The following is a 23,441-nucleotide window of genomic DNA, read 5'->3' as shown; positions in this document are numbered from 1 at the left end:
CAGAGTTGTCGTCATGAGTGCAATCGCCGCTGTCGACACGCCTGCTCCTGCGCTGCCGCGGGCATTCTGGGCGCTCTGGGTCTGCCAGCTGGTCAACCGGCTCGGCAGCTTCGTCCAGCCGTTCCTCGTCCTCTACCTGACCCAGGACCGCCTCCTGTCGGCGGGTACGGCGGGCGCCGTGGCGGCCGCGGTCGGCGCCGGCTCGGTGGTGTCGCAGCTCGTCGGTGGCTGGCTGGCCGACCGCGTCGGCCGCCGGGTCACCATGCTGGCGTGCTTCTTCGGGACCGCTGCCGCGCTCATCCTGCTGGGGTCGGCCCGGTCGATGGTGATGATCTGGGTGGCCGCGTTCGTGGTCGGCCTGCTCGGTGACCTGTTCCGCCCGGCCGTCCAGGCGACGGTGGCCGACCTGCTCCAGCCGGGCGAGCGGGTCCGCGCGTACGGCCTGCTGTTCTGGGCGATCAACCTGGGCTTCTCGGTCTCGACCGTGAGCGCCGGTGTGCTCGCGTCGATCGGCTACGGCCTGCTCTTCTGGCTGAACGCCGCGACGTCGGTGATCGCCGGTCTGGTGATCTGGACGATGGTCCCGGAGACCCGCCCGGCCTTGGACGAGGGCACGTCGCGCCGACCGCTGCTGCCGGCGGCACTCCGGGACACCGTGTTCCTGCTGATGATCCTGCTCCAGATCGGCTACGCGACCATCTACTTCCAGGGGTACTCGACGCTGCCGCTGGCGATGGCGGACGACGGCCTGCCGTCCTCGACGTACGGGCTGGTGATCGCGCTGAACGGCGTGGTGATCGTGCTGGTCCAGCCGTTCCTCGGCAAGCGGCTGGCGAAGTTCGACCGGCCGAAGCTGCTCGCCGCGTCCATGCTGGTCGTCGGGCTCGGCTTCGGGCTCGGCGCGGTCGTGCACGACTGGTGGGGCTACGGGTTGTCGGTCGTGGTGTGGACGATCGGCGAGATCGGGTTCGCGGCGGTGATCGGCGCGGTGTTCGCCGACCTCGCTCCAGTCGACCTGCGCGGCGGGTACATGGGCATGTCCGGGATGGCGTTCGGTGTCGGCACGGTGGTCGGGCCGCTGGCCGGGACCAACGCGCTGGAGTACTTCGGTCCGACCGTCACTTGGCTCGGATGTGCGCTGCTGGGCGTGTTGCTCTTCATCGGGCAGTTCGCGTTGGCTCCGGCGCTGCACGCTCGAGCCGCCGCGAACGCGGCGACCGCATGAGGTGAGCAGTCGCGATCGTTCGCATAGGGTTGCGGGGATGACGGAGCGGACGATCGACGTGGTGGTGTTCGACATCGGCGGGGTGCTGCTGGACTGGAACCCGGACTATCTGTACGCCGGCCTGATCCCGGACGAGCAGCAGCGGAACTGGTTCCTGACCGAGGTGACGACCCGGGAGTGGAACCAGAAGCAGGACGCCGGCCGGCCGTGGGAGGAGGCGGTCGCCGAGCTGACCGCGCTGCACCCCGAGCACGCCGAGTGGATCGAGGCGTACGACACCGGTTGGCTGCAGATGGTCAAGGGGCTGTTCGAGGACACCGTCGAGCTGGTCATCGAGCTCCGGGAGTTGGGCATCCCGAACTACGCGCTGACCAACTTCTCCGCGGAGAAGTGGGAGATCGCCAAGGAGACGTTCCCGGTCCTGACCGGCTTCGACGGTGAGGTGGTGTCCGGCGTCGAGCAGACCGTGAAGCCGGACGAGAAGATCTACCGGATCCTGCTGGAGCGGTTCGGCCTCGACGCGGCCCGCACCTTCTACACCGACGACGTGCAGTACAACGTCGACGGCGCCCGCGCGGTCGGCCTCGACGCCGAGCTGTTCACCGGCGCCGCACAGCTTCGAGAGCAGTTGTTCGCGCGCGGGCTGCCGCTCAGGTAGCCGGCGCGGAGAAGGCCTCGGTGTACGACGGGGTCGTCGCGAGCTGGGCGGCCTCGACGTACACGATGTCGTCCTGGCAGGTCAGCGGAGTCAGCGCGGTGCCGGGCTCGCCGGTGTAGATCCGCTGCGGCTGCGGCAATCCGGGGCGCCAGCGGTTGATCTGGTACGCCTCGTTGCCGCCGTCGACGGTCCTGGTCTCCCAGAAGATCCAGTGGCCGCAGGCAATGATCGTGTCGGTGACGATCACGCCGAGCGCCCGGGTGGGGGAGTCGGCGGACTCCCGGACGTACGCCTTGCTCTGGTACTGGTCCGGGTCGGCGGCCGCCACCTCGGACCAGACCGTCGCGCCGCCCAGCGAGGCGCCGCTCCACTGCAGGCAACTGGTTGCCGCCGGCACCGGACGGGCCGCGCCGCCGGCCAGCGCCGCCACCAGGATGCGCTTGCAGCGGCGACTGGTCTCCGGCGCGGCGATCTCGCTGTAGGTCACCGTGTCGGCCGAGACCACCGGATCCGCGACGTACCCCGGAGCCGCGACGCAGCCGACGGTGCGTGATGCCAGGGTCGCGAGGTCCGCGACGATCAGGCAGGACCGGTTCTTCGCGTCGGTGGAGCTGTAGGCGAAGGTGCCGCCGTACGCGCCGATCTCCGGCTCGGAGACCTGGGGGAGCCGGCCGAGGCCGGCCGGGCGTCCGGTGGTCAGGTCGTAGCGGAAGACCTTGATCTCGGGATTCGGTCCGTCCGATCGGATGTCCTCGACCAGGGCCCAGCGGTCGTCGATCACGACCGGCGACTGCGCGACGAAACCGGCCGCCGGGACGTGCCGGACGACGACCTTCTTGCTGGCCCGGTCCGTGACGGTGGTGATGCCGGCTTCGTCGCTGCCGCGGGTGACGACGTACTTGCGCTGCTGGGTGACCAGGTGCAGGCCGTTGACCGGTTGCCGCAGCACCTTCGTCCACTTCGGCGGGCTGGTGTCCACCGACGGTGTCGGTGTCTGTGTCGGTGGCTGCGTCTGTGTCTGGGTCGGTGTCTGGGTCGGTGTCTCGCTGGGGCTGGTCGACGGGCTGCTTTCGGGGTTGGTGGAGCAGCCCGCGGCGAGCAGGACGACGGTGAGGACCACCAGGGGTGTACGGCGCATCCGGTCAGAGGCCGATGTTCTGGAAGGAGTTGGCCAGGGTCGCGTTGAAGAGCGCGGTCGCCGGGATGTTCTTCGGGCCGTCGGTGACGTTGCCGCGGCTGTTGAAACGGCGCTCGTTGAACACCTCGAAGATCGCGATCGTGCCCTTCGCCGTGTCGTAGCCGCGGCCCACCTGGTAGTGCCCGCTGTGGTTGAACGCCAGGTACGGGAAGTAGCGCTTGAGCAGCTGGGTGTGCTCGATGATCGGCGCCGGCTGGCCGTCGCCGAGGTGGTTCTGGTGCACGGTGAAGAACTTCTGCGCGTTCCAATGCCCGACGCTCTGCACGATGTAGGTGCCGGCCGCGAGGTCCCAGTTCGTCTTCAGGTTGGTCTGCTTGACCATCGCGGTGATCGCGGTGCCGGACGACGTGGTGCCGAGGTCCTTGGCCCAGGACGCCTGGGTGTCGCGCTGGTTGTCGTCGGCCCAGTCGATCGACTGGAAAGTCGCCGGACCGCACCAGTACCCCTTCTCCTGCGAGGTCTGGAACCCTTTCATGATGTACGACGACCCCGGCAACTTCACCGGCGCCGGACTCGGCACCGGCGTAGGCGTCCCCGTGGAAGGCGCCGTCCGGGTGGGCGAGGGTGTCGGCGCCGGCGTGGTCGGAGCCGCGGTCGGCGTCACCGCCTCACCGGTTCTGGTGTCCGCGTCCTTGCCGAGGAGCCGCAAGGCGTGAGCCTTGTCCCGGCCGTCCCACGCGGCTTGCATCTCGTCCAACTCGGCGTTCACCCGGACGCTCTTCGTCATCGACGCCCGCTCCGCCACGAAGGCCTGCGGGGTGAGATCACCCGTGGGGATGTCCTCCTCGACCCCGACCTCTCCGTCGGCGAGCACGCTGGGCGCTGCCAGCAGTTCCTGCACCTGCGCCCCGCTCGGCACCTGGTCCACGAAGCCCAGCCCCAGGCAGTAGTTCTCCTCCTCGAGCTTGAAGCACCGCAGGATCGACGACGCCTGCGCCGAGGTGTCGGCGGACCGCAACTCGAGGTCGTCGGGTGAGGTCTCGGTCACCTGCTTGACCACGTCACTCCAGGAGCGCGCGGCAGGCTCCGACGCCGGCGCGGAAGGCTCCACGGACGGCGTGGAAGGTTCCGAGGCGGGCGCGGAAGGGGTGGAGGCGGGCGCGGACGGTTCACGCGGGGTGTACGCGAAGGCTGTGAGGGGTGCCTGGGCCAGTAGTGCACCCAGGATGATCAGAGTTGCCCCCCGTGCTGCTGTGGGCATTGGGTCTCCCGTTGGGCGTGTGACGGTTGTGACTGTAGGTACGCCTGAGACCACAGTACGTGCTTGTGGCAACAATAGGGAGAGGGCCCTCCCGCCCGAACCGCCCGGCGGAGCCAACTAGACTTGCCGGGTCCCGGTCCATGGAACGCTGTGGAGAGTCTGTTGTCGGTCACACCCATCCGCCTGTTCGGCGACCCTGTCCTGACCACCAAGGCGGAGCCGGTGGTCGACTTCGACGCCGAGCTGCGCCGCCTGGTCCAGGACCTGACCGACACGATGGTGGCCGCGCCCGGCTCGGGCCTGGCGGCGCCCCAGATCGGTGTCGGCCTGCGCGTGTTCACCTGGAACATCGAGGGTGAGCTCGGGCACCTGGTCAACCCGCAGCTGACGCTGTCCGACGAGGAGCAGTTCGGCCCGGAGGGCTGCCTGTCCATCCCCGGCCTCACCTTCGACTGCCGCCGCGCCCAGTCGGTGATCGCCAAGGGCTTCAACATGTACGGCGACCCGGTGGTGATCGAGGGCTCGGACCTGCTGGCCCGGTGCATCCAGCACGAGACCGACCACCTGGACGGCGTGCTGTTCATCGACCGGCTCGACACCGACACCCGCAAGCAGGCGATGAAGGCGATCCGGGAGGCGGACTGGTCCGGCCTCGGCGGGACGCCGCGGGTGAAGGTCTCGCCGCACGGGCCGAGCGGCTTCGGGGCGAACGGGTTCGGCCTGTGAGAGTCGTCTTCGCCGGAACCCCGGAACCCGCCGTCACCGCCCTCCAGGCGATCGTTGCCAGCCGCCACGAAGTGGTTGCCGTCGTCACCCGTCCGGACGCGCCGGCCGGCCGCGGCCGCAAGCTGGTCGCCTCGCCGGTCGCCCAGCTCGCCGAGGAGCTCGGCATCGAGGTGCTGAAACCGGTCAAGCCGAGCGACCCGGAGTTCCTGGCCCGGCTGACCGAGATCGCGCCGGACTGCTGCCCGGTCGTCGCGTACGGCGGCCTGTTGCCGCAGGCGGCGCTGGACATCCCCGAGCACGGCTGGATCAACCTGCACTTCTCGGTGCTGCCGGCCTGGCGGGGCGCCGCGCCGGTGCAGCACTCGATCATCTCCGGTGACGACGTGACCGGGGCCAGCACGTTCCGGATCGTGAAGGCGCTCGACGCCGGCCCGGTGTACGGCGTGCTGACCGAGCCGATCGGGCCCGAGGACACCTCCGGTGACCTGCTCGCCCGGCTGGCGGTGTCCGGGGCGAAGCTGCTGGTCGACACGCTGGACGGCGTCGAAGCCGGCGTCCTCGAGGCGCGGGAGCAGCCGACCGACGGTGTCACGCTGGCGCCGAAGATCACGGTCGAGGACGCCGCGCTGGATCTGAGTGCGCCGGCGCAGCGCGTGGATCGGCTGGTGCGCGGCTGCAACCCGGCGCCGGGGGCGTGGACGACGTTCCGTGGCGAGCGGTTGAAGGTGCTCGCCGTACGGCTGACCGACGAGGAGCTGAAGCCGGGCGAGCTGCAGGCGACCAAGTCGAGTGTGAAGGTCGGAACCGGGAGCAAAGCGGTCGAGCTGGTGACGGTTCAGCCGCAGGGCAAGAAGCCGATGGCCGCAGCCGACTGGGCCCGCGGCGTCCGCCTCACCGACGAGGACGTCCTGGGGCCGTCCGCGTGAGCGATCGGTCACCACGTAATCGGGCGCCGCAGCGGCGTCCGGATCGGGTTCGCCGGGTCGCCTACCAGGTGATCCGGCAGGTCACCGCCGAGGGCGGCTTCGCGAACCTCGCCCTCAACAAGGCGCTCCGCGAACAACGCCTCGGCGGCCGCGACGCGGCGTTCTGCACCGAGCTAGTGCACGGCACCCTCCGCTGGCAGGGCACGTACGACGCCTTCCTCGCACGCAGCGTCTCGCGCCCCCTCGCCGACCTCGACCCCGAGCTCCTCGACCTCCTCCGCCTCGGCACCCATCAGCTGCTCCGGATGCGCGTCGACTCCTACGCCGCGGTCAGCGAGATGGTCACCCTCACCCGTGCGGAAATCGGCCAAAAACGCAGCGGCCTGGTCAATGCCGTCCTCCGCAAGATCAGCCAACGCACCCTCACCCAGTGGATCGCAGCCGTAGCCCCGCCGGCCGACGAAGACCGCTTCGGTCACCTGGCGATCGCGAAGGCGCACCCGCGATGGGTGATCGAGGCCTTCGCCGAAGTGCTGGATCGGGACCTGGAAGCGCTGCTTGATGCTGACAACGAGCCGGCTCGGGTGACTTTGGTGGCTCGGCCGGGGCTTGTTGAGGTGGATGAGTTGGTTGAGGCCGGGGCCAGTCGGGCTCGGTGGTCGCCGTACGCGGCCGTGTTGCAGGGTGGCGGTGATCCTGGGCGGATTCAGGCTGTGGCGACCGGGCGAGCCGGAGTCCAGGACGAGGGCTCGCAGCTCGTCGCCACCGCGCTGGCGACGGCGGCGGTCGACGGCTCGGACAGCCAGTGGCTCGACCTCTGTGCAGGTCCAGGCGGCAAGTCGGCCCTGCTTGCAGCACTCGTCAACCAGCGTGAGGGGCAGCTGACAGCGATTGAGCCGCTCAAACACCGTGCTGAGCTCGTCCGCGCCAACCTGCGCGCGATCCCGGGTGACCACAAGGTCCTGATCGGCGACGGCACCAAGCCCACCTGGCCGGCGGCGTCCTACGACCGGGTGCTGGCCGACGTGCCCTGCAGCGGTCTCGGCGCGCTCCGGCGCCGCCCGGAAGCCCGCTGGCGCCGTAGGCCGGAAGACATCATCGAGCTCCGCCCACTCCAGGAGGACCTCCTCGACTCCGCGATCACCTCGGTCCGCCCGGGCGGCGTGGTTGCCTACGTCACCTGCTCACCGCATCCCGACGAGACCCGCGCCGTCGTCGACGCCGTACTCAAGCGACGCGACGACGCCACCCTCGAGGACGCCCGCGGCCTGTTCCCCGGCGTCCCCGATCTCGGCACCGGGCCGGACGTGCAGCTCTGGCCGCACCTGCACGGCACGGACGCGATGTATCTCGCACTGCTTCGGCGGGCCACCTGACGGACCCGATGTCAGGAGCAAGACGGCGAACGGTCATGATAGAGGGGTGACCACGACCGCCATCCGCCCTGCTCGCTCGACCAAGCACCATCAGGTCGTCGGTCTGAGCGCGGCGTTCGGCATCGGGATGCTGGTCGCGGTCCAGTCCCGCCTCAACGGCGAGCTCGGGCACGTGCTCGCCGACGGCGTCGCGGCCGCGCTGATCTCGTTCGGCTCCGGCCTGCTGGTCCTGTTGATCGGTACAGCACTCGTCCCGCCGATCCGCCGTGCCCTCGTCAACGTCTGGCGCCAGATCCGCAAACCCATGCGCGGGTACGGCGGCCTGCGCTGGTGGCAATGCCTCGGCGGGCTCGCCGGCGCCTACCTGGTCGCGACGCAGTCCATCACCGTCTCGGTCATCGGCGTCGCCGTCTTCACCGTCGCGGTCGTCGCCGGCCAAGCGGTCAGCAGCCTGGTCGTCGACCGCCTCGGATTCGGCCCAGCCGGTCCGCAGCCCTACACCACCCTCCGCGTCGTCGGCGCGGTCCTCGCACTCGGGGCCGTCGTACTGGCGGTGTCCTCCCAATTGAGCCACCCCGACGGCCTGCTCCTCGCCGTACTGCCTGCCCTCGGCGGTCTCGCTACGGCGGTGCAGCAAGCGATCAACGGCCGCGTCGCCCGCGCGGCGGCACCGAACGCGTACGGCGCAGTCGCGGCCGGCGTGGTCAACTTCCTGGTCGGCTTCGTCGCGTTGCTGGTCGTCTTCCTCGCCGATCTCGCGCTGGGCGGTGCACCGCACCGCCTGCCGAGCGAGCCCTGGCTGTACCTCGGCGGCGCCTGCGGCGTGATCTTCATCAGCGCGGCCGCGGCGGTGGTGCGCGTGGTGGGCGTGTTCGTGCTCGGACTGGGGACGATCGCGGGTCAGCTGATCGCCAGCCTGTTCATCGACCTGTTCGTCCCGGCCGCCGACAAGGCAGTCACGTTCCCGGTCGTCGCCGGCACCCTGCTCGCCCTCGTCGCCGTCATCGTCGCGGCGGTCCCGAACCTACGCCGCTGACGCCTCCGGAGTGAGCGTCGGCTTCCGGCGCAGGTTGCGCAGCAGGCCCTGCGAGACCGCGACCCCGAAGAGCACGATCAGCGCGCCGACCGGCTGGTACCAGGTGATGTGCTCCTTCAGCACGATCACGCCGACCAGGATCGAGAACACCGGCATCAGGTACGTCACCATCGACGACCGGCTGGCGCCGATCAACCGGATGTTGCGCAGGCTGAGCACGAACGCGAGCCCGCTGCCGAGTGCTCCCAGTGCGACCACACTGGCGACCACCTCGAACGACAGCGACCACGGCGCCGGCGGCGCCTGCCGGGTCACGATCGGCGCGACAATCGCGAGCTGGACCGCCGCGCAGATCAGCAGGCTGGCGGACAACGCCGTACCGGACAGGGTGGTGCCGGCGATGAACCGCTTCTGGTACGGCACCGCGATCCCGTAGCAGACCGCCGCGAGCATGCACAGCGCCTGGCCGGTCAGGTCCGCGCCACCCTGCACGTTCCACGCGCCGAGGACGACCAGCATGCCGCCGAACCCGATGATCAGCCCGAGCACCCGCTGCAGCGAGAACCTCTCGGTCCGGAACGCCAGTACGGCGATCGGCAGCACGACCAACGGGGTGATGCCGTTCCAGATCCCCGCCAGCAGGGACGGAATCCGCTGCTCGCCGTACCCGAACAGGGTCCACGGGATCGCCGAGCCGACCGCGCCGACCACGAACGAGTGCAGCCACAGCCGCGGCTCGCGCGGCAGCGACTCGCGCTTCACGGCCAGGATGGTCAGCAGCACCAGTGACCCGGCGATGACCCGCAGGAACGCCAGGTAGAGCGGGTGCAGTTCCCGGACGCCGACGGAGATGAACAGGAAGCTGCAACCCCAGATGGCCGCCAGGGCCAGCATCGTCGGAAGCCAGGCCTGCAGGGGGACGCTGGAATCGGCCCGGTCAGTAGTCGAAACGGTGCTCACTCCTGACATCCTGCACTACTGAGGGGACAACCTGGACAAATTTGCCCGTCATCGGGCAGCGCTCGTCGGAAATGGACAACCGCTGGTCGCCGGGGTGGCGCGGGGGAGAGGATGACCGTCATGGGTGTCTTCGATGTCGTTGCTGTCCGGAAGCAGTTCCCCGCCCTCGACGAAGGGGCCGCGCACTTCGACGGTCCCGGCGGCTCGCAGACCCCGCAGGTGGTCGCGGACGCCGTCGCCACCACGATGACCTCGGCGATCGCCAACCGCGGCACACTGACCGCCGCCGAGCGCCGCTCCGACGAGATCGTCGTCGGCGCCCGGGAGGCCGTCGCCGACCTGCTCGGCACCGATCCGCGCGGCATCGTGTTCGGCCGCAGCATGACCCAGCTGACCTACGACTTCTCCCGGACGCTCGCCAAGACCTGGCGGCCCGGTGACGAGGTCGTCGTGACGAAGCTCGACCACGACGCGAACGTCCGCCCGTGGGTGCAGGCGGCGGAGGCGGTCGGCGCGACGGTCCGCTGGCTCGGCTTCGACACCGAGACCTCCGAGCTCGACGACATCACGCCGCTGCTCAGCGACCGCACCCGGCTGGTCGCGGTCACCGGCGCCTCCAACCTGCTCGGCACCCGTCCTGACACCATTCGGATCGCCGACCTCGTCCACCACGCCGGGGCGCTGCTGTACGTCGACGGCGTCCACCTGACCGCACACGTGCCGGTCGACGCGTCGTACGCCGACTTCTACGTCTGCTCGCCGTACAAGTTCTTCGGCCCGCATCTCGGCGCGCTGACCGCGTCGCCGGAGCTGCTCGAGACGCTGCACCCGGACAAGCTGGCGCCGTCGACGGACGTCGTACCGGAACGCTTCGAGCTGGGCACGCTGCCGTACGAGCTGCTTGCCGGGACGACTGCGGCCATCGACTTCCTGGCCGGCCTCGGCGGCACCGGCGCGACTCGGCGGGAGCGTCTGCAGAGCTCGCTGGCGCTCGTCGAGGAGTACGAGGACAACCTCCGCGACGAGCTGGAAGCCCGGCTGGCGGCGATCCCCGGCGTCACGCTCTACGGCCACGCGGCACGCCGTACGCCGACCCTGCTGTTCACCGTGGACGGCTGGACACCCGCTGCCGTGGCCGAGCGTCTGGCGGCGGCGAAGGTCAACGCGCCGGCGGGTTCGTTCTACGCCTACGAGCCCGCCCGCCACCTCGGTCTGGGCGCCGCCGGAGCGGTCCGCGTCGGCCTCGCGCCGTACACGGACCAGTCCGATGTGGACCGTCTCGTCGCCGCCGTGGAGAGTCTTGACGGTTCTTCTGACCACTAACTAAAGTCCGTGGGGAAATTCCGTCCACGAGGGAGTCAGGTGAGCGAACCGAGTGCGGTCTTCGTCCAGGTCGGCCCCTCGGACACCCTGACCACAGCCGTGCGCAACGGCGCCACCTGGTCGGTCGCAGGCGTCGAAGTGACCTGGTCCGACGGCGCTCTCGAGGTTACTGCGCAGACGATCTCGCGCGTCGCGATCCGCTGGTCCGAAGCGTTGCCTGCCGGGTCCCTGATCCTCGGCGACGCCTGGGAACGCTCGTACGGCGACCTGCAGTGGCGTCACCAGCAACCAGAGCGCCAGCTGCCGTGGTACTTCCTCAGCCACGACCCGGCCACCGGCCGGACCTCCGGCGCCGGCGTGGACGTGCAGCCGAACGCGTTCTGCTCGTGGACGGTCGACGCCGACGGCTTCACGCTCTGGCTCGACCTCCGCAACGGCGACGGCCCGACCGACCTCAACGGCCGGACCCTGACCGCCGCGACAGTCCGCCGGTTCGAGGACGCCGGCACCCCCTGGCTGACCCTGCACGCAGCGGTCGCCGCCATGAGTTCCCGGCTACCGGCGCGACCTGAGCCCGCGCCGGTGGTCGGGGCGAACAACTGGTACTACGCGTACGGCGAGAACTTCGACGAGAAGGCGGTGCTCCAGGACGCGGCCACTGTCGTCGAGCTCGCGGACGGTCATCCGGTCAAGCCCTTCAGTGTGGTCGACGACGGCTGGTACCCGGGCGGTATCGCTTCCGGCGGACCGTGGGACGCAGGCACTCCCGGAGTCTTCGACGACCTGGCCGGCACCGCGGCCGCCATCAAGGCGATCGGCGCTCGTCCCGGCCTGTGGTTCCGCCCGCTGCGGGTCCGCGAGCCTTCGCACGCGCTGGACCCGTCCGACCCGGCAGTGCTCGACCTAGTCCGATCGGACCTGCAGCGGTTCAAGGACTGGGGTTTCGAACTGGTGAAGCACGACTTCAGCACCTTCGACACCTTCGGTCGCTGGGGACCGGCGATGGTCTCGGGACTGACCGACGGCCGGCCGTTCCGCGACAGCACCCGGACGTCGGCCGAGATCGTGCTGGCGTTCTACCGCGAGATCCGGTCGGCTGCGGACGACGTCGTACTGATCGGGTGCAACACCGTCGGACACCTCGCGGCCGGGCTGGTCGACGTACAGCGCACCGGTGACGACACGTCGGGTCGCGACTGGGAGCGGACGCGGAAGATGGGCGTGAACACGCTCGCGTTCCGGCTGCCGCAGCACAACCGGTTCTTCACCGTCGACGCCGACTGCGTGCCGTGCACGCCGCAGACGCCGTGGGAGCTGAACCAGCGGTTCCTCGACCTGGTCGCGCGATCGGGTACGGCGCTGTTCGTGTCGGTCGATCCGGCTGCGCGCACGGAGCAGTCGGACCGGGCGCTGAGCGAAGGTATACGGTTGGCGCTCAGTGGTGGTGACGCGTCCGGGATCGAGCCGGTCGACTGGCTGGTGAGCACGACGCCGGGCTCGTGGCGTAGTGGCGCGGAGACGATCCACTACGACTGGGTTCGTCCGTGGGGCGCGGATCCGGTTTCACCGTGACATCTGGGGGTTTGGTGGCCGTACGCCGGGGGACCAATCTGGATCGGGTCGGCGGGTTCAACGACGCCGTGGTGCTGGACGCGATCCGCCGTACCGAGCAGCTCAGCCGGGTGGAGCTGGCCGAGGTGACCGGCCTGTCCGGGCAGGCGATCTCCAACATCATCCGCCGGTTGCTGGACGCCGGGCTGGTCCGTGAGGCGGGCCGGCAGAAGAGCGCGGGGCTCGGCAAACCGCGGACGCTGCTCGAGCTCGAGCCGTCCGGGCAGTACGCCGTCGGCGTGCACCTGGACCCGGCTGTCGTGACCGTCGTGGTGCTCGACCTGACCGGTGACGTGGTCGCGCGACGCAGTGTCGGTACGCCGTACGCCGACGATCCCGCCGTACTGATCGACCGGATCGCGGCGACGATCGAGGACGTGATCGACGCGGCCGGCGCGCCGCGGGACCGGGTGGTCGGCGTCGGGATCGCGGCGCCGGGACCGATCGACGTCGAGCGTGGCGTGGTCGTCGAGCCGCCGAATCTGGCCGCGTGGCATCTGGTGCCGTTGCGGGACGAGCTGCGTGAGCGGACCGGGCTGCCGGTCTTGCTGGACAAGGATGTGACGGCCGCGGCGTCGGCGGAGAAGTGGGCGGGCGGCTCCGGCAGCTTCGTGTTCTTCTACCTCGGCACCGGGATCGGCGCCGGGCTGGTGATCCGCGACGAGGTGGTCCGCGGCTCGTCCAGCAACGTGGGGGAGATCGGCCACGTGATCGTCGACCCGGACGGTCCCCTCTGCTACTGCGGCCGGCGCGGCTGCGTCGGCGAGACCAGCCAGCCGCGATACCTGGTGCAGCAGGCGGTCCAGGCCGGCGTACTTGCCCAAGGCATCGATCTCGACGACCGGCAGGCGGTCGACACCGCGTTCGCGAAGCTCTGCGCGGAGGCCGAGGCGGGCCCCGGCGTGGGTCGTGAGATCGTTGCCGCACTCGCCGAACGGGTCGCGAAAGCAGTCGAGGACATCGCGAACCTGCTCGACCTGGACCGCGTCGTCTTCGGCGGCCCGCACTGGGAACAGCTCGCCCCGTTCTTCGGCGACGCCGTCCAGGACGCCCTGAAGGAACGCTTCCTGGTCCGCTCCGTACACCCCTTCGAGGTCGCCGGCACCGCCCTGGGCGCCGACGTCGGCGCCATCGGCGCCGCCAGCCTCGTCCTCGACCAAACCTTCTCCCCCAACCCCTCCGTGCTCCCCGGCGAGCTTGTTGCTGAAAGGTGAATGTGTTGATGATCGATGCCGGCGTGCTGGAGCGCGCCACCGCCGAGGTTCGCCGGGCGAGCGGGGACGCGGTGATCGCGGAGATGTTCCGGCGGTCGATGGCGGAGAACCTGCCGGCGGTGGCCGAGCGGCTGCCGGACGGGACGACGTTCGTGCTGACCGGGGACATCCCAGCGATGTGGTTGCGTGACTCGGCCGCCCAGCTCCGGCCGTACCTGCTGCTGTGCGCCGACGACCCGGGGCTGCAGGATGTGCTGATCGGCGTCCTGCACCGCCAGCTCGAGTACGTCGTCCTGGACCCGTACGCGAACGCCTTCAACAAGGAGGCGAACGGGGCCGGGCACACTACCGACGAGACCGAGATGTCGCCGTGGGTGTGGGAGCGCAAGTACGAGATCGACTCGCTGTGCTTCCCGCTCGAGCTGGCCTACCGGCTCTGGCGGGTCACCGGCCGCGCCGACGTGATCGACGAGCGGTTCACCGCCGCGGCCAAGGCGATCCTCGAGCTCTGGACGGTCGAGCAGGACCACGAGAACAGGTCGCCGTACCGGTTCCAGCGGCATGACGACCGGCCGTCGGACACGCTGGTCCGCGACGGCCGTGGCCGGCTGACCCGGCCGACCGGGATGTCGTGGAGCGCGTTCCGGCCGAGTGACGACGCGACCGAGCTCGGGTTCAACGTGCCCGGCAACATGTTCGCGTCGGTGGTGCTCGGCTACCTGGAGGAGATCGCGACCGAGGCGCTCCGCGACGAGCCGCTGGCGGATCGGGCCAAGGCGCTGAAGGCGGACATCGACGACGGGATCGCGCAGCACGGCACCGTCGACCACCCGGAGCACGGACGGGTCTACGCCTACGAGGTGGACGGGCTGGGCGAGTCGCTGCTGATGGACGACGCCAACATGCCGAGCCTGCTGTCGATCCCGCTGACCGGGTACGCCGCCGCCGACGACCCGACGTACCTCGCCACCCGCAAGCTCCTGCTCAGCCCGGAGAACCCGTACTACTACAGCGGCACGCACGCGGCCGGCATCGGCAGCCCGCACACCCCGCCGAACTACATCTGGCACATCGCCCTGGCCGTGCAGGGAATCTCCAGCACGTCGGCGGAGGAGCGCCAGCGGCTGCTGGAGCTCCTCCGGGACACGACCGGCGGCACCGGCCAGATGCACGAGGGTTTCGACGTCGACGATCCGTCGCAGTACACCCGCGAGTGGTTCTCCTGGGCGAACGCCATGTTCTGCGAGCTCGCCCTGGTTCACGCCGGGATCAGGTGACGTCGCGGCGGCGCGTGGTCCAGGCGGCCAGTACGGCGAAGACCGTGCAGTAGGCCAGCAACGTCAGCAGGGCGCGTCCGCCGCCGACCGCATCGCGCACACCAGGCGGTGCGTCGGCGGCGGCCATCCCCGTCACGCTGAACACCAGCGAGCCTGCGTTGCTGCCTGGCAACGCGTTGGCGAGCCAGTCCAGACCTGGGAGCAGGCTGCTCACGACGCCGGCCAGCAACGTCTCGATGCCGAGGATCCACACCACGCCGAGCCCGATCGGCAGCGCAACGTTGCGGAAGGCAACGGCTAGGACCGCGCCGGCCAGGCACCACATCATCAGCACCAGCCAGCCACCGGCGAGTCCTTCGAGGATCGCGGTCACACCGGGCCAGTCCATCGAACCGTTCTCCGCGGCCGCGATTCCTATGCTGCACAGTGCACACGCGGCGAAGATGCCCAGCACCCAGACCGCGATCATGGTCGCCAGCGCGAGGAACTGCGAGACCAGTACGGCGCCGCGCCCCGGGCGCTGGGTGAGGATCGTCTTCAGCGTGCCCCAGGCGTACTCGCCGCCGACGACGATCGCGCCGAGCACCAAGGCGAGGGCGCCGGCGAAGATCGGGTAGCCGCCGATCGTGTTGTCCATGACCCGTTCCGGCAGCATCCCGCGCAGGATCTCGCCGCGCGGCACGCCGTCGGTCTGCGGGTTCTCGTCTCCGGTGGCGTAGCCCAGGTAGGGCAGCAGGTAGCCGAAGATCAGGCTGAGCACGAGCCCGGCGCCGAACAGCACCCAGGCCGCCGAACGCTTGCGGAGCTTCAGCAGCTCCGCGCGGTAGCTACCCGACATCGGCCTTCTCCTCCGTCGTGAGCTCGAAGAACACGTCCTCGAGTGCGCGTTCGGTGGTGCGCAACTCGGAGACCTCGATCCCGGCCTCGACGAGCACCCGGTTCACCTCGGCCGCGCGCTGCGGATCCACCTGCACCCGGAGCGTGTCGTCGTACTGGTGCACGGTGCCGAAGCCGGCCAGGACCGACTGCGCCTGGTCGCGCGGGGTGGCGCGGATGACGAGCTCCTGTTCGCCGCGCAGTTCCTCGACGTTGTGCTCGGCAACCATCCGGCCGGAGTTGATGATGCCGACCCGGTCGCAGATCTGCTGCACCTCGCCGAGCAGATGGCTGGACAGCAGCACGGTCCGGCCGCCGGAGCCGAGCTCGCGGATCAGCCGGCGCATGTCCCGCATCCCGGCCGGGTCGAGCCCGTTGGTCGGCTCGTCCAGGATCACCAGCTCGGGATCCTTCAGCAGCGCCGCGGCCACGCCGAGCCGCTGCTTCATCCCCAGGGAGTACGTCGAGAACCGGTCCCGGGCGCGGTCGGTCAGGTCGACCAGCTCCAGCACCTCGTCGATCTTCCGCCGCGGCACCGCCGCGTACTCGGCCAGCAGCCGCAGGTTGTCCAGGCCGGACAGGTACGGGTAGAACGCCGGCGACTCGATCATCGACCCGGTCCGCCCGAGTACGTCGGGCTGCCCGGGCGCACCGCCGAGCACGCGCACGTCACCACTCGTCGGTGCGATCAGCCCGGTGAGAATCCGCAGCGTCGTCGTCTTCCCGGCCCCGTTCGGCCCGAGAAACCCGTACACCTCACCAGGCAGAACAGTCAGATCAACCCCGTCAACAGCCAGGGTGTCGCCGTACCGTTTCGTCAGCCCACTGACCTCAACTAGTGCATCCATACCCTCGAGACTGCCGCTCGGAGGCCGTCTGTCGCGTCGGCTGACGGGAGTGACCGCAGGTACCCCCACCGGAGTACTCAGCTACTCGGATGAGTCCCCAAGCGACGTGTGCGTCGGGCTCCAGGTGGGTTGAAGGTCAACCGAGCCAGCCGGGGCGGACCAGGCCGGTTTGGTAGGCGACTACGACGAGTTGGGCGCGGTCGCGGACGCCGAGCTTGATCATGGCTCGGCTGACGTGGGTTTTGGCGGTGGCCGGGCTGAGGACGAGGCGTTCGGCGATCTCGTCGTTCGAGAGGCCCTCGCCGACCAGGGCGACGATCTCCTTCTCGCGGTCGGTGAGGACGTCGAGTTCCGTGCTGGCGTGCGGCTGCCGGCTCCGGCTGGCGAACTCCGCGACCAGCCGCCGGGTGACGCCGGGGGACAGCAGCGCGTCACCGCGCGCGACGACCCGCACCGCCTGCAGCAGCTCGACCGGCTCGGTGTCCTTCACCAGGAACCCGCTGGCGCCGACCCGCAGCGCCTCGAACACGTACTCGTCCAGGTCGAACGTCGTCAGGATCACCACGTGGACGTCGGCCAGCGACTCGTCGGCGCCGATCTGCCGGGTCGCCTCCAGCCCGTCGGTGCCGGGCATCCGGATGTCCATCAGCACCACGTCCGGCTTCTCCGCCCGCGCCACGGCGACCGCCTCGGCCCCGTCCGACACCTCGCCGATCACGGTGATGTCGTCCTCGGCGTTCAGCAGCGACCGGAACCCGGCCCGCACCAACGCCTGGTCATCCGCCAGCAGCACCCGAATCATGCCGCCCAACCTAAGCCATTCTCAGGCCAAACCCGCATCGTGAGCGAGAAGCGCGATCTGGGTGCGGTTGCCGAGCTCCAGCTTGGTGAGGATGTGCGAGATGTGCGCCTTCACCGTCGCCACGCTCATGTACAGCTCGGAGCTGATCTGCGCGTTCGACTTACCCTGAGCGACCGCCAGCACCACGTCGTACTCGCGCGGCGACAGCCGTCTGAGCGCCTCCTGCGCGATCGTGTGCGCGTCCGCCTGCGTCGCGGCCCGGTCCATCAGCCGCCGTGTGATCCCCGGCGACAGGATCGGGTCTCCGGCGGCGACCCGCCGTACGGCGTCGACGATCTGAGCCGGCGGGGTGTCCTTCAGCAGGAACCCGCTCGCCCCGGCGCGCAGCGCGTGCAGCACGTTCTCGTCGGTGTCGAACGTGGTCAGCACGACGACCTCCGGCGGATTCGCCCGGGCCCGCACCCGCCGGGTCGCGACGATCCCGTCCACCCGCGGCATCCGCAGATCCATCAGTACGACGTCCGGGAAGTGCGCGTCCACCGCGGCCGGGACCTCGTCACCGTCCGCGGCCTGGGCGACGACCGCGATCCCGTTCGCCCCGTCGAGCATCATCTCCAGGCTCGCCCGAACCAGCGCGTCGTCGTCGACCACCAGCACCCGGATCGTCTCGGTCATGACGGCCACGGTAGCGAGGCCTCCAGCCGGAAGCCGCCGTCGGGCAGCCTGCCGTGGTCCAGCGTGCCGCCCGCGAGCTGGACGCGTTCCGTCAGGCCGACGAGCCCGGTGCCACTGCCGGGCGTGAGCGAGGCGCCGTTCGACCCGGGGTTGGTCAGCGCGATCCGCAGCCCGTCACCCGCCTGCCCGGTCACCGTGAGCTTCACCGGGCGCCCGGCCGCGTGCTTGCGGGCGTTCGTGAGCCCTTCCTGCACGATCCGGTACGCGGTCCGTCCGGTTGCCGGAGGCAACGTCGTCGCGTCGGCGACCAGATCGTCGTACGCGATCGTCGTACCCGCCTCACGAGACTCCGCGACGAGGGCCGTGAGGTCCTGATACGTCGGCTGCGGCCGCCCTTCGTACACGTCCTCGTCCCGCAGCACGTTGATCACCTCGCGCAGCTCGTCGAGCGCCTGGTGCACGCCGGTCCGAATCACGCCGGCCGCCTTCGCGAGCTTCTCCGGCGACGAATCCGGCCGGTACTCGAGTGCGCCGGCGTAGGTCGCGAGCAGCGAGAGCCGATGCGCGAGTACGTCGTGCATCTCACGCGCCATCCTGGTCCGTTCGAGGGCGCGTGCCTCGGCGACCCGGCGACCCTGTTCGGCCTCGGCCTTTCGAGCACGCTCACGCAGCGACGCGAGCACCTGCCGCCGGGCCTGGTCCCACTGCCCCCAGCCGAGCAGCGCGGCGTGGACGGCGATGTCGAGGACGGCGAACCAGCCGAAGGGAAGATTGCCGATCGGCCGCCAGAGGCCTTGAATCAAGTGGCCCACGATGCCCGCGACGGCGACGAGGACCGCGGTGCGCAACGGACGCCGTTGGGCAACGGTCAGCGTCCCGACGGTCGAAGGCGGAGTCGCCGCGGGGGAGAGGGCCGCGAGCGCGGCCAGCACGTACGCACCACCGACCGGGCGGCGTTTCAAAGTGAGGATCAGCCCGGTGGCGACGATCCCGACGACGAGGTCGAGCACCAGCCACTTGCGCTCGGCGGGGTCGGACATCCGGCCGACGATCGTCATCCCCACCAAGATCCCGATGACGGACAGCGCACTGACATCTGCCCACACACTGCGCCGCGGCGGCCTACATCCGTCCTCCATGCTTTCCTCCACGCCGCCGAGACTAGGCGGCGGCGGCCGTCCGCAACCACCGACCAAAGTCGATGCCTGGATCACTTCGGGTGGAGGCACGCCAGCCTCGCGACCGATGCCGCCGTCTACGGTCCTCGGCGACCTTGATGCCTACAACAACCGCATCTGGAGGTAGCCACCATGTCGACCACTTCGACAATCACCCCCACTCGCCCCATCCGGGTCGAAGGCCGCAGCCGGCTGGCCGTGGTCGGCGTCACCGTCGTCGCCGCCCTCGCCGTGTGGGCGTTGCTGGCGCCAGTCGCCGGGATCGAGCTCGAGGCTCAGCAGGGCTCCCGGATCCAGGTCGGCCCCGGCTCGGTCTTCTTCGCCTCGGCCGCGATGGCCTTCGCCGGCTGGGGTCTGCTGGCGATCCTGGAACGCCGTACGCTCAACGCCCGCAAGGCGTGGACCGTCGTCGCGGTGATCGCCTGCCTCACCTCGCTCGGCAGCCCGCTCTTCAGCGGCATCGGCGTCGGCGCGAAGCTCGGTCTCGCCTCACTGCACCTCGTCGTCGGAGCCACGGTCATCTTCGGCCTCCGCCGTACCGCGCTGTCCGCCGCCGAACGGTGCTAGGGCAGCCGCTTCGTAGAAGTTCCGGATGTGGGCCGTGACCAGGTCGGCGGCAGCGCTCTGCTCGCCGGACCGGATCGCCTTCAGGATCGCCCGGTGCTCGGCCCGCAGCCCGACTGCGGTCGCCTCCCAGTCCGGCAGATTGGGTACGGCGGCCAGCACGTACCCGTGGATCGCCGACCGCAACGAGGCCATCACCGCCGCGATCAGCACGTTCCCGGCCAGGCCGGACAACGCCACGTGGAACTCGGCGTCGAGCAGATGGAACTCCTCCGGCGACATGCCCTCGGTGTCCATCTGGTCGAGCAGGTCCTCGGCCAGCTTGAGCTCTCCGGCCGCCGCCTGCCGCCCGGCCGCCTCCCGGGCGGCCCACGACTCCAGCAGGATCCGGGTCTGAACCACGTCGGCCATCGGCAGGTGATTGGTTGCCAGGTGCAACCGGAGTACGGCGGTCAGCGGTGACACCGGCTCCGCGACGATCACCGCGCCGGCCTCCGGCCCGGACCCGGTCGCCGTCCGGACGACCCCCATCGCCTCCAGCACCCGGACCGCCTCGCGCACCGACGGCCGGCTGATCCCGAGCTGCTCGGCCAGCACCCGCTCACCGGGCAGCCGCTCGCCGATCCGCAGTCGTCCCGCCGCCAGCTCGGCCTCGACCCGATGCAGCACCAGCTCGTAGTTCTTCACCCGCAGCTCCGCATGTGGACGACTCTACCTGTGTGGTCGGACCACAGGCTATGCTGTGGTCCGACCACAGGATCCCCTCCGCCGGAGTAGTGATGACCGACCGACAGCTCCCGAAATGGTCCGAGCTCAAGCCGCTGCTGCGGCCGAAGCCGGTCACGGTGAACCCGACCGAACGCCGGCTGGAGAAGGCGCTCACGATCCCGGACCTGCGGGCGATCGCCAAGCGGCGCACGCCGCGGTCGGTGTTCGACTACACCGACGGCGCGGCCGAGGCGGAGATCAGCCTGCGGCGGGCCCGCCGGCTGTTCGCCGAGATGGAGCTGCAGCCGTCGATCCTGCGCGACGTGTCCGACATCGACCTGGGCACCTCGATCCTGGGCGGCCGCTCGGAGCTGCCGTTCGCGTTCGCGCCGACCGGCTTCACCCGGATGATGAACCACGAGGGCGAGAGCGCGGTCGTCAAGGTCGCCGAGCAGATCGGCATCCCGTACGCGCTGTCCACGATGGGGACGACGTCGATCGAGGACGTCGCCGCGGCCGGTCCGGACGCGCGCAAGTGGTTCCAGCTGTACGTGTGGAAGGACCGCGACGCGGGCGAGGACCTGGTGAAGCGGTCGGCCGCCGCCGGGTACGAGGCGCTGATGCTGACGGTCGACGTACCGGTGGCGGGTGCCCGGCTGCGCGACGTGCGCAACGGCTTCACCATCCCGCCGTCGTTGACCGCGAAGACCGTCCTGGACGCGTCGCTGCACCCCGCCTGGTGGGCGAACCTGCTGACCACGCGGCCGCTGACCTTCGCGTCACTGTCCACCTGGGACGGCACGGTCGCCGAGCTGCTGGACAAGCTGTTCGACCCGACGATGACGATCGACGACCTGAACTGGCTGCGGTCGATCTGGTCGGGTCCGCTGATCGTGAAGGGCATCCAGACCGTCGACGACGCCCGCCGGGTGGTCGACGCGGGCGCGGACGCGATCGTGCTGTCCAACCACGGTGGCCGGCAGCTCGACCGGGCGCCGACACCGCTGCGCATCCTCCCGGACGTCCGCAAGGCGGTCGGCAGCGACGCCGAGATCTACCTCGACACCGGCATCATGTCCGGCGCGGACATCGTCGCTTCGATCGCTCTGGGCGCCGACGCCTGCCTGGTCGGCCGTGCGTACCTGTACGGCCTGATGGCCGGCGGCCAGCGTGGTGTGGCCCGAGCCGCCGAGATCCTCACCAAGGAGGTCCGCCGCACGATGGCGCTGCTGGGCGTCTCCCGGGTCGCCGACCTCAACCCGTCGCACGTCCGCCTTCCAGCAACGGGAGTGTGAGCCGGAACGTAGAACCTTCGCCCACAGCGGTTCGCAGTACGACGTCGCCGTTGTGGGCTCGGGCTATCGAGCGGGCGATGGACAGCCCGAGCCCGGTGTTGGCTCCCGCTGAGTGGTTGCGCGAGCGATCCGCTCGGTAGAAGCGGTCGAAGACGCGTTCCGCCTGCTCCGGCGTCATCCCGGGGTCTTGGTCGGCGACTTCGAGTACGGCGTGGCCGTCCGCCGTACCGACGCCGATGCGGACCGGTGTGCCCGGCGGCGTGTGGGCGGCGGCGTTGCCGACCAGGTTGGTGATGACCTGTCGCAGCCGGTCCTCGTCGCCTTGGACTGGAGCAGGACCCGGTTGTCCGTCGCCGTCTGGTCCGGTGAGCGTGATCGGGCGGGACGGGTCGAGGGCGCGCAGATCGTGCCGGGCGTCGTTGGCCAGCGTGCGGAGATCCATGGGCATCGGGTCGAGGTGGCCTTCCGGCGCTTCGTCGAGTTGGGCGAGCAGCAGCAGGTCCTCGGTGAGCGCGGCGAGCCGGGTGGCTTCGCGATCGATGCGGTGCATCGCGTCGTCGATGTCCGTCTGCTCGGGCAGCGCGCCCATCCGGTACAGCTCGGTCGAGCCCTTGATGCCGACCAGCGGAGTGCGCAGCTCGTGGCTGACGTCGGCGAGGAAAGTGCGCATCCGGGCCTCGGAGGCCTCCCGGTCGGCGAAGGCTCGTTCGAGCTGGCCGAGCATGGTGTTGAGCGAGGTGGCGAGGTGCCCGATCTCGGTGGTCGGCGCGGCCAGTCCGGGGACTCGCCGGCTCAGGTCGCCGTCGGCGATGGCCGCCGCGGTGTGTTCGATCCGGCGTAATGGCTTGAGCCCGCGGCCGAGCGCCCACCAACCGACAGCGGTCAGGAGGACGAGCAGGGCAGCGCCCGAGATCAGACTGGTGCTCCGGAGCCGAGCGATCGTGGCATCGGCCTCGGTGAGCGGTGCTGCCGCGATCACCTTGCCGTCCCAGCCGATGGTGGACCGGGCGACGGCCCGCCAACGACCTTCAGCCGCACGCAGTACGACGGCAGTCCCATCGGTCGGGATCGTGCGCAAGGCATCGGTCGATGGCAGCGCCTCAGCCTGCACCCGCGAGGAGTGCAGCGTCCCCACCACCGCGCCGCCGGCGTCCAGATAGACGAGGTACGGCGCTCCGACGAGATCCAGCGCTGGATCGAGCAGCTGCGGCTGACCCGGCGTGTTCTTGGGAGGTCCGGTGGCCGACACGGTCGAGATGATCTCGGTGAACGAGCGCAGCTGACTGTCGAGCCGGCCGAGCTGGTACCGCTCCAGCTGTTCGGAGACGACCGCGCTGATCAGCGTCAGCCCGGCCAGCAGCAGGGCCGTGGTGAGCAGCAGCAGCCGGATCCGCAGCGAGACGCGGCTCATGCCTTCGGCGCCCGCATCACATAACCCACGCCGTGCACGGTGTGGATCAGCTTCGGCTCCTCGTCGTCGACCTTGCGCCGGAGGTAGGAGATGTAGGTGTCGACGATGCTGGTGTCTCCGTTGAAGTCGTAGCGCCACACCCGGTCGAGGATCTGTCCCTTGGAGACCACGCGTCCGGCGTTCTCCATCAGGTAGTGCAGCAGCCGGAACTCGGTGGGGGAGACCCGCAGCGGCTGCCCCGCCCGCGTCACCTGATGCCCCTCCGCGTCGAGTACCAGCTTGCCGACGGTCAGCATGAGGACTGACATGCGGATGGACATGGCGGTGGCTCCTGGTCGGCAGAGTGCTGTCGG

The 23,441-nt window shown here is 70.2% G+C and carries 23 protein-coding genes; 12 read left to right on the top strand and 11 right to left on the bottom strand.

The features are described 5' to 3' along the window. Positions 1-13 precede the first annotated feature (13 nt). Positions 14-1,225 (top strand): MDR family MFS transporter, encoded by a 1,212-nt coding sequence (locus tag ACWCOV_RS28185; protein ID WP_449832332.1) that lies wholly within the window; start codon positions 14-16, stop codon positions 1,223-1,225. Positions 1,226-1,262: 37 nt separating this feature from the next. Next, positions 1,263-1,883, top strand: a complete 621-nt coding sequence (locus tag ACWCOV_RS28180) for an HAD family hydrolase (RefSeq protein WP_449832331.1) — start codon at positions 1,263-1,265, stop codon at positions 1,881-1,883. Here ACWCOV_RS28180 and ACWCOV_RS28175 read toward each other — a convergent pair. Beyond that, positions 1,876-3,021 (bottom strand): hypothetical protein, encoded by a 1,146-nt coding sequence (locus ACWCOV_RS28175; RefSeq protein WP_449832330.1) that lies wholly within the window; start codon positions 3,019-3,021, stop codon positions 1,876-1,878. The genes ACWCOV_RS28180 and ACWCOV_RS28175 overlap by 8 nt on opposite strands. A gap of 4 nt (positions 3,022-3,025) precedes the next feature. After that, positions 3,026-4,081: a C39 family peptidase gene (locus ACWCOV_RS28170; RefSeq protein WP_449832329.1), complete on the bottom strand. Its 1,056-nt coding sequence runs from the start codon at positions 4,079-4,081 to the stop codon at positions 3,026-3,028. 363 nt (positions 4,082-4,444) lie between these two features. Here ACWCOV_RS28170 and def point away from each other — a divergent pair, with 363 nt between their 5' ends. Genes def through ACWCOV_RS28150 form a run of 4 tightly spaced genes read left to right on the top strand, consistent with a single transcriptional unit; the run spans position 4,445 to position 8,346 of the window. After that, positions 4,445-5,008: a peptide deformylase gene (gene def, locus ACWCOV_RS28165; protein WP_449832328.1), complete on the top strand. Its 564-nt coding sequence runs from the start codon at positions 4,445-4,447 to the stop codon at positions 5,006-5,008. Further along, positions 5,005-5,934 carry a methionyl-tRNA formyltransferase gene (fmt, locus tag ACWCOV_RS28160; protein WP_449832327.1) on the top strand — a complete coding sequence of 310 codons (930 nt, stop codon included), beginning with the start codon at positions 5,005-5,007 and terminating at the stop codon, positions 5,932-5,934. Before def ends, fmt begins: the two co-directional genes overlap by 4 nt. Then, the gene (locus ACWCOV_RS28155; protein WP_449832326.1) at positions 5,931-7,310 is read left to right on the top strand and encodes an RsmB/NOP family class I SAM-dependent RNA methyltransferase; all 1,380 of its coding nucleotides are present in this window, start codon (positions 5,931-5,933) and stop codon (positions 7,308-7,310) included. The genes fmt and ACWCOV_RS28155 overlap by 4 nt, the downstream gene beginning before the upstream one ends. Before the next feature lie 46 nt (positions 7,311-7,356). Then, on the top strand, positions 7,357-8,346 hold the full coding sequence (locus ACWCOV_RS28150; RefSeq protein WP_449832325.1) for a DMT family transporter: 990 nt from the start codon (positions 7,357-7,359) through the stop codon (positions 8,344-8,346). Here ACWCOV_RS28150 and ACWCOV_RS28145 read toward each other — a convergent pair. After that, positions 8,335-9,306: a DMT family transporter gene (locus ACWCOV_RS28145; RefSeq protein WP_449832324.1), complete on the bottom strand. Its 972-nt coding sequence runs from the start codon at positions 9,304-9,306 to the stop codon at positions 8,335-8,337. The two genes, ACWCOV_RS28150 and ACWCOV_RS28145, sit on opposite strands and share 12 nt — an antisense overlap. A 120-nt stretch (positions 9,307-9,426) precedes the next feature. Between ACWCOV_RS28145 and ACWCOV_RS28140 the strand changes: the two genes are divergently transcribed. From ACWCOV_RS28140 to ACWCOV_RS28125, 4 genes are read left to right on the top strand one after another with little or no spacing between them, the layout of a single operon-like run. Further along, positions 9,427-10,629 carry a cysteine desulfurase-like protein gene (locus tag ACWCOV_RS28140; protein WP_449832323.1) on the top strand — a complete coding sequence of 401 codons (1,203 nt, stop codon included), beginning with the start codon at positions 9,427-9,429 and terminating at the stop codon, positions 10,627-10,629. A 39-nt stretch (positions 10,630-10,668) separates the two neighbouring features. Then, positions 10,669-12,201 carry a hypothetical protein gene (locus ACWCOV_RS28135; protein WP_449832322.1) on the top strand — a complete coding sequence of 511 codons (1,533 nt, stop codon included), beginning with the start codon at positions 10,669-10,671 and terminating at the stop codon, positions 12,199-12,201. After that, on the top strand, positions 12,198-13,454 hold the full coding sequence (locus ACWCOV_RS28130) for an ROK family transcriptional regulator (RefSeq protein ID WP_449832321.1): 1,257 nt from the start codon (positions 12,198-12,200) through the stop codon (positions 13,452-13,454). The genes ACWCOV_RS28135 and ACWCOV_RS28130 overlap by 4 nt, the downstream gene beginning before the upstream one ends. Before the next feature lie 8 nt (positions 13,455-13,462). Next, on the top strand, positions 13,463-14,731 hold the full coding sequence (locus ACWCOV_RS28125) for a glycoside hydrolase family 125 protein (protein ID WP_449832320.1): 1,269 nt from the start codon (positions 13,463-13,465) through the stop codon (positions 14,729-14,731). Here ACWCOV_RS28125 and ACWCOV_RS28120 read toward each other — a convergent pair. From ACWCOV_RS28120 to ACWCOV_RS28100, 5 genes are all read right to left on the bottom strand, one after another. Continuing rightward, entirely contained in the window at positions 14,724-15,569 is an 846-nt protein-coding gene (locus ACWCOV_RS28120; RefSeq protein ID WP_449832319.1) for an ABC transporter permease subunit, read from the bottom strand. The genes ACWCOV_RS28125 and ACWCOV_RS28120 overlap by 8 nt on opposite strands. Beyond that, positions 15,559-16,455, bottom strand: coding sequence for an ABC transporter ATP-binding protein (locus ACWCOV_RS28115; protein ID WP_449832318.1), 897 nt, complete (start codon positions 16,453-16,455; stop codon positions 15,559-15,561). The genes ACWCOV_RS28120 and ACWCOV_RS28115 overlap by 11 nt, the downstream gene beginning before the upstream one ends. A gap of 136 nt (positions 16,456-16,591) precedes the next feature. Continuing rightward, entirely contained in the window at positions 16,592-17,257 is a 666-nt protein-coding gene (locus ACWCOV_RS28110; protein ID WP_449832317.1) for a response regulator, read from the bottom strand. 21 nt (positions 17,258-17,278) lie between these two features. Then, entirely contained in the window at positions 17,279-17,932 is a 654-nt protein-coding gene (locus ACWCOV_RS28105; protein WP_449832316.1) for a response regulator, read from the bottom strand. After that, positions 17,929-19,083 carry a sensor histidine kinase gene (locus ACWCOV_RS28100; protein ID WP_449832315.1) on the bottom strand — a complete coding sequence of 385 codons (1,155 nt, stop codon included), beginning with the start codon at positions 19,081-19,083 and terminating at the stop codon, positions 17,929-17,931. The genes ACWCOV_RS28105 and ACWCOV_RS28100 overlap by 4 nt, the downstream gene beginning before the upstream one ends. A 159-nt stretch (positions 19,084-19,242) precedes the next feature. Between ACWCOV_RS28100 and ACWCOV_RS28095 the strand changes: the two genes are divergently transcribed. Further along, a complete protein-coding gene (locus ACWCOV_RS28095; protein ID WP_449832314.1) occupies positions 19,243-19,677 on the top strand; it encodes a DUF6069 family protein in 435 nt (144 codons plus the stop codon). Here the strand turns inward: ACWCOV_RS28095 and ACWCOV_RS28090 are convergent. Beyond that, a complete protein-coding gene (locus ACWCOV_RS28090; protein WP_449832313.1) occupies positions 19,600-20,361 on the bottom strand; it encodes a FadR/GntR family transcriptional regulator in 762 nt (253 codons plus the stop codon). The two genes, ACWCOV_RS28095 and ACWCOV_RS28090, sit on opposite strands and share 78 nt — an antisense overlap. A 92-nt stretch (positions 20,362-20,453) precedes the next feature. On the opposite strand from ACWCOV_RS28090, the gene ACWCOV_RS28085 reads away from it, so the two are divergent. After that, positions 20,454-21,677 (top strand): alpha-hydroxy acid oxidase, encoded by a 1,224-nt coding sequence (locus ACWCOV_RS28085; RefSeq protein WP_449832312.1) that lies wholly within the window; start codon positions 20,454-20,456, stop codon positions 21,675-21,677. Here the strand turns inward: ACWCOV_RS28085 and ACWCOV_RS28080 are convergent. Together ACWCOV_RS28080 and ACWCOV_RS28075 are read right to left on the bottom strand one after the other, a co-directional pair. Continuing rightward, positions 21,637-23,088, bottom strand: coding sequence for a sensor histidine kinase (locus ACWCOV_RS28080; RefSeq protein ID WP_449832311.1), 1,452 nt, complete (start codon positions 23,086-23,088; stop codon positions 21,637-21,639). The genes ACWCOV_RS28085 and ACWCOV_RS28080 overlap by 41 nt on opposite strands. Next, positions 23,085-23,408 (bottom strand): winged helix-turn-helix domain-containing protein, encoded by a 324-nt coding sequence (locus ACWCOV_RS28075; RefSeq protein WP_449832310.1) that lies wholly within the window; start codon positions 23,406-23,408, stop codon positions 23,085-23,087. Before ACWCOV_RS28075 ends, ACWCOV_RS28080 begins: the two co-directional genes overlap by 4 nt. Positions 23,409-23,441: the final 33 nt, after the last annotated feature.

This window comes from Kribbella sp. NPDC002412 (assembly GCF_053592935.1).
The sequence above is the reverse complement of the archived record's forward strand: the minus strand, read 5'-3'. Positions and strand labels throughout refer to the sequence as shown.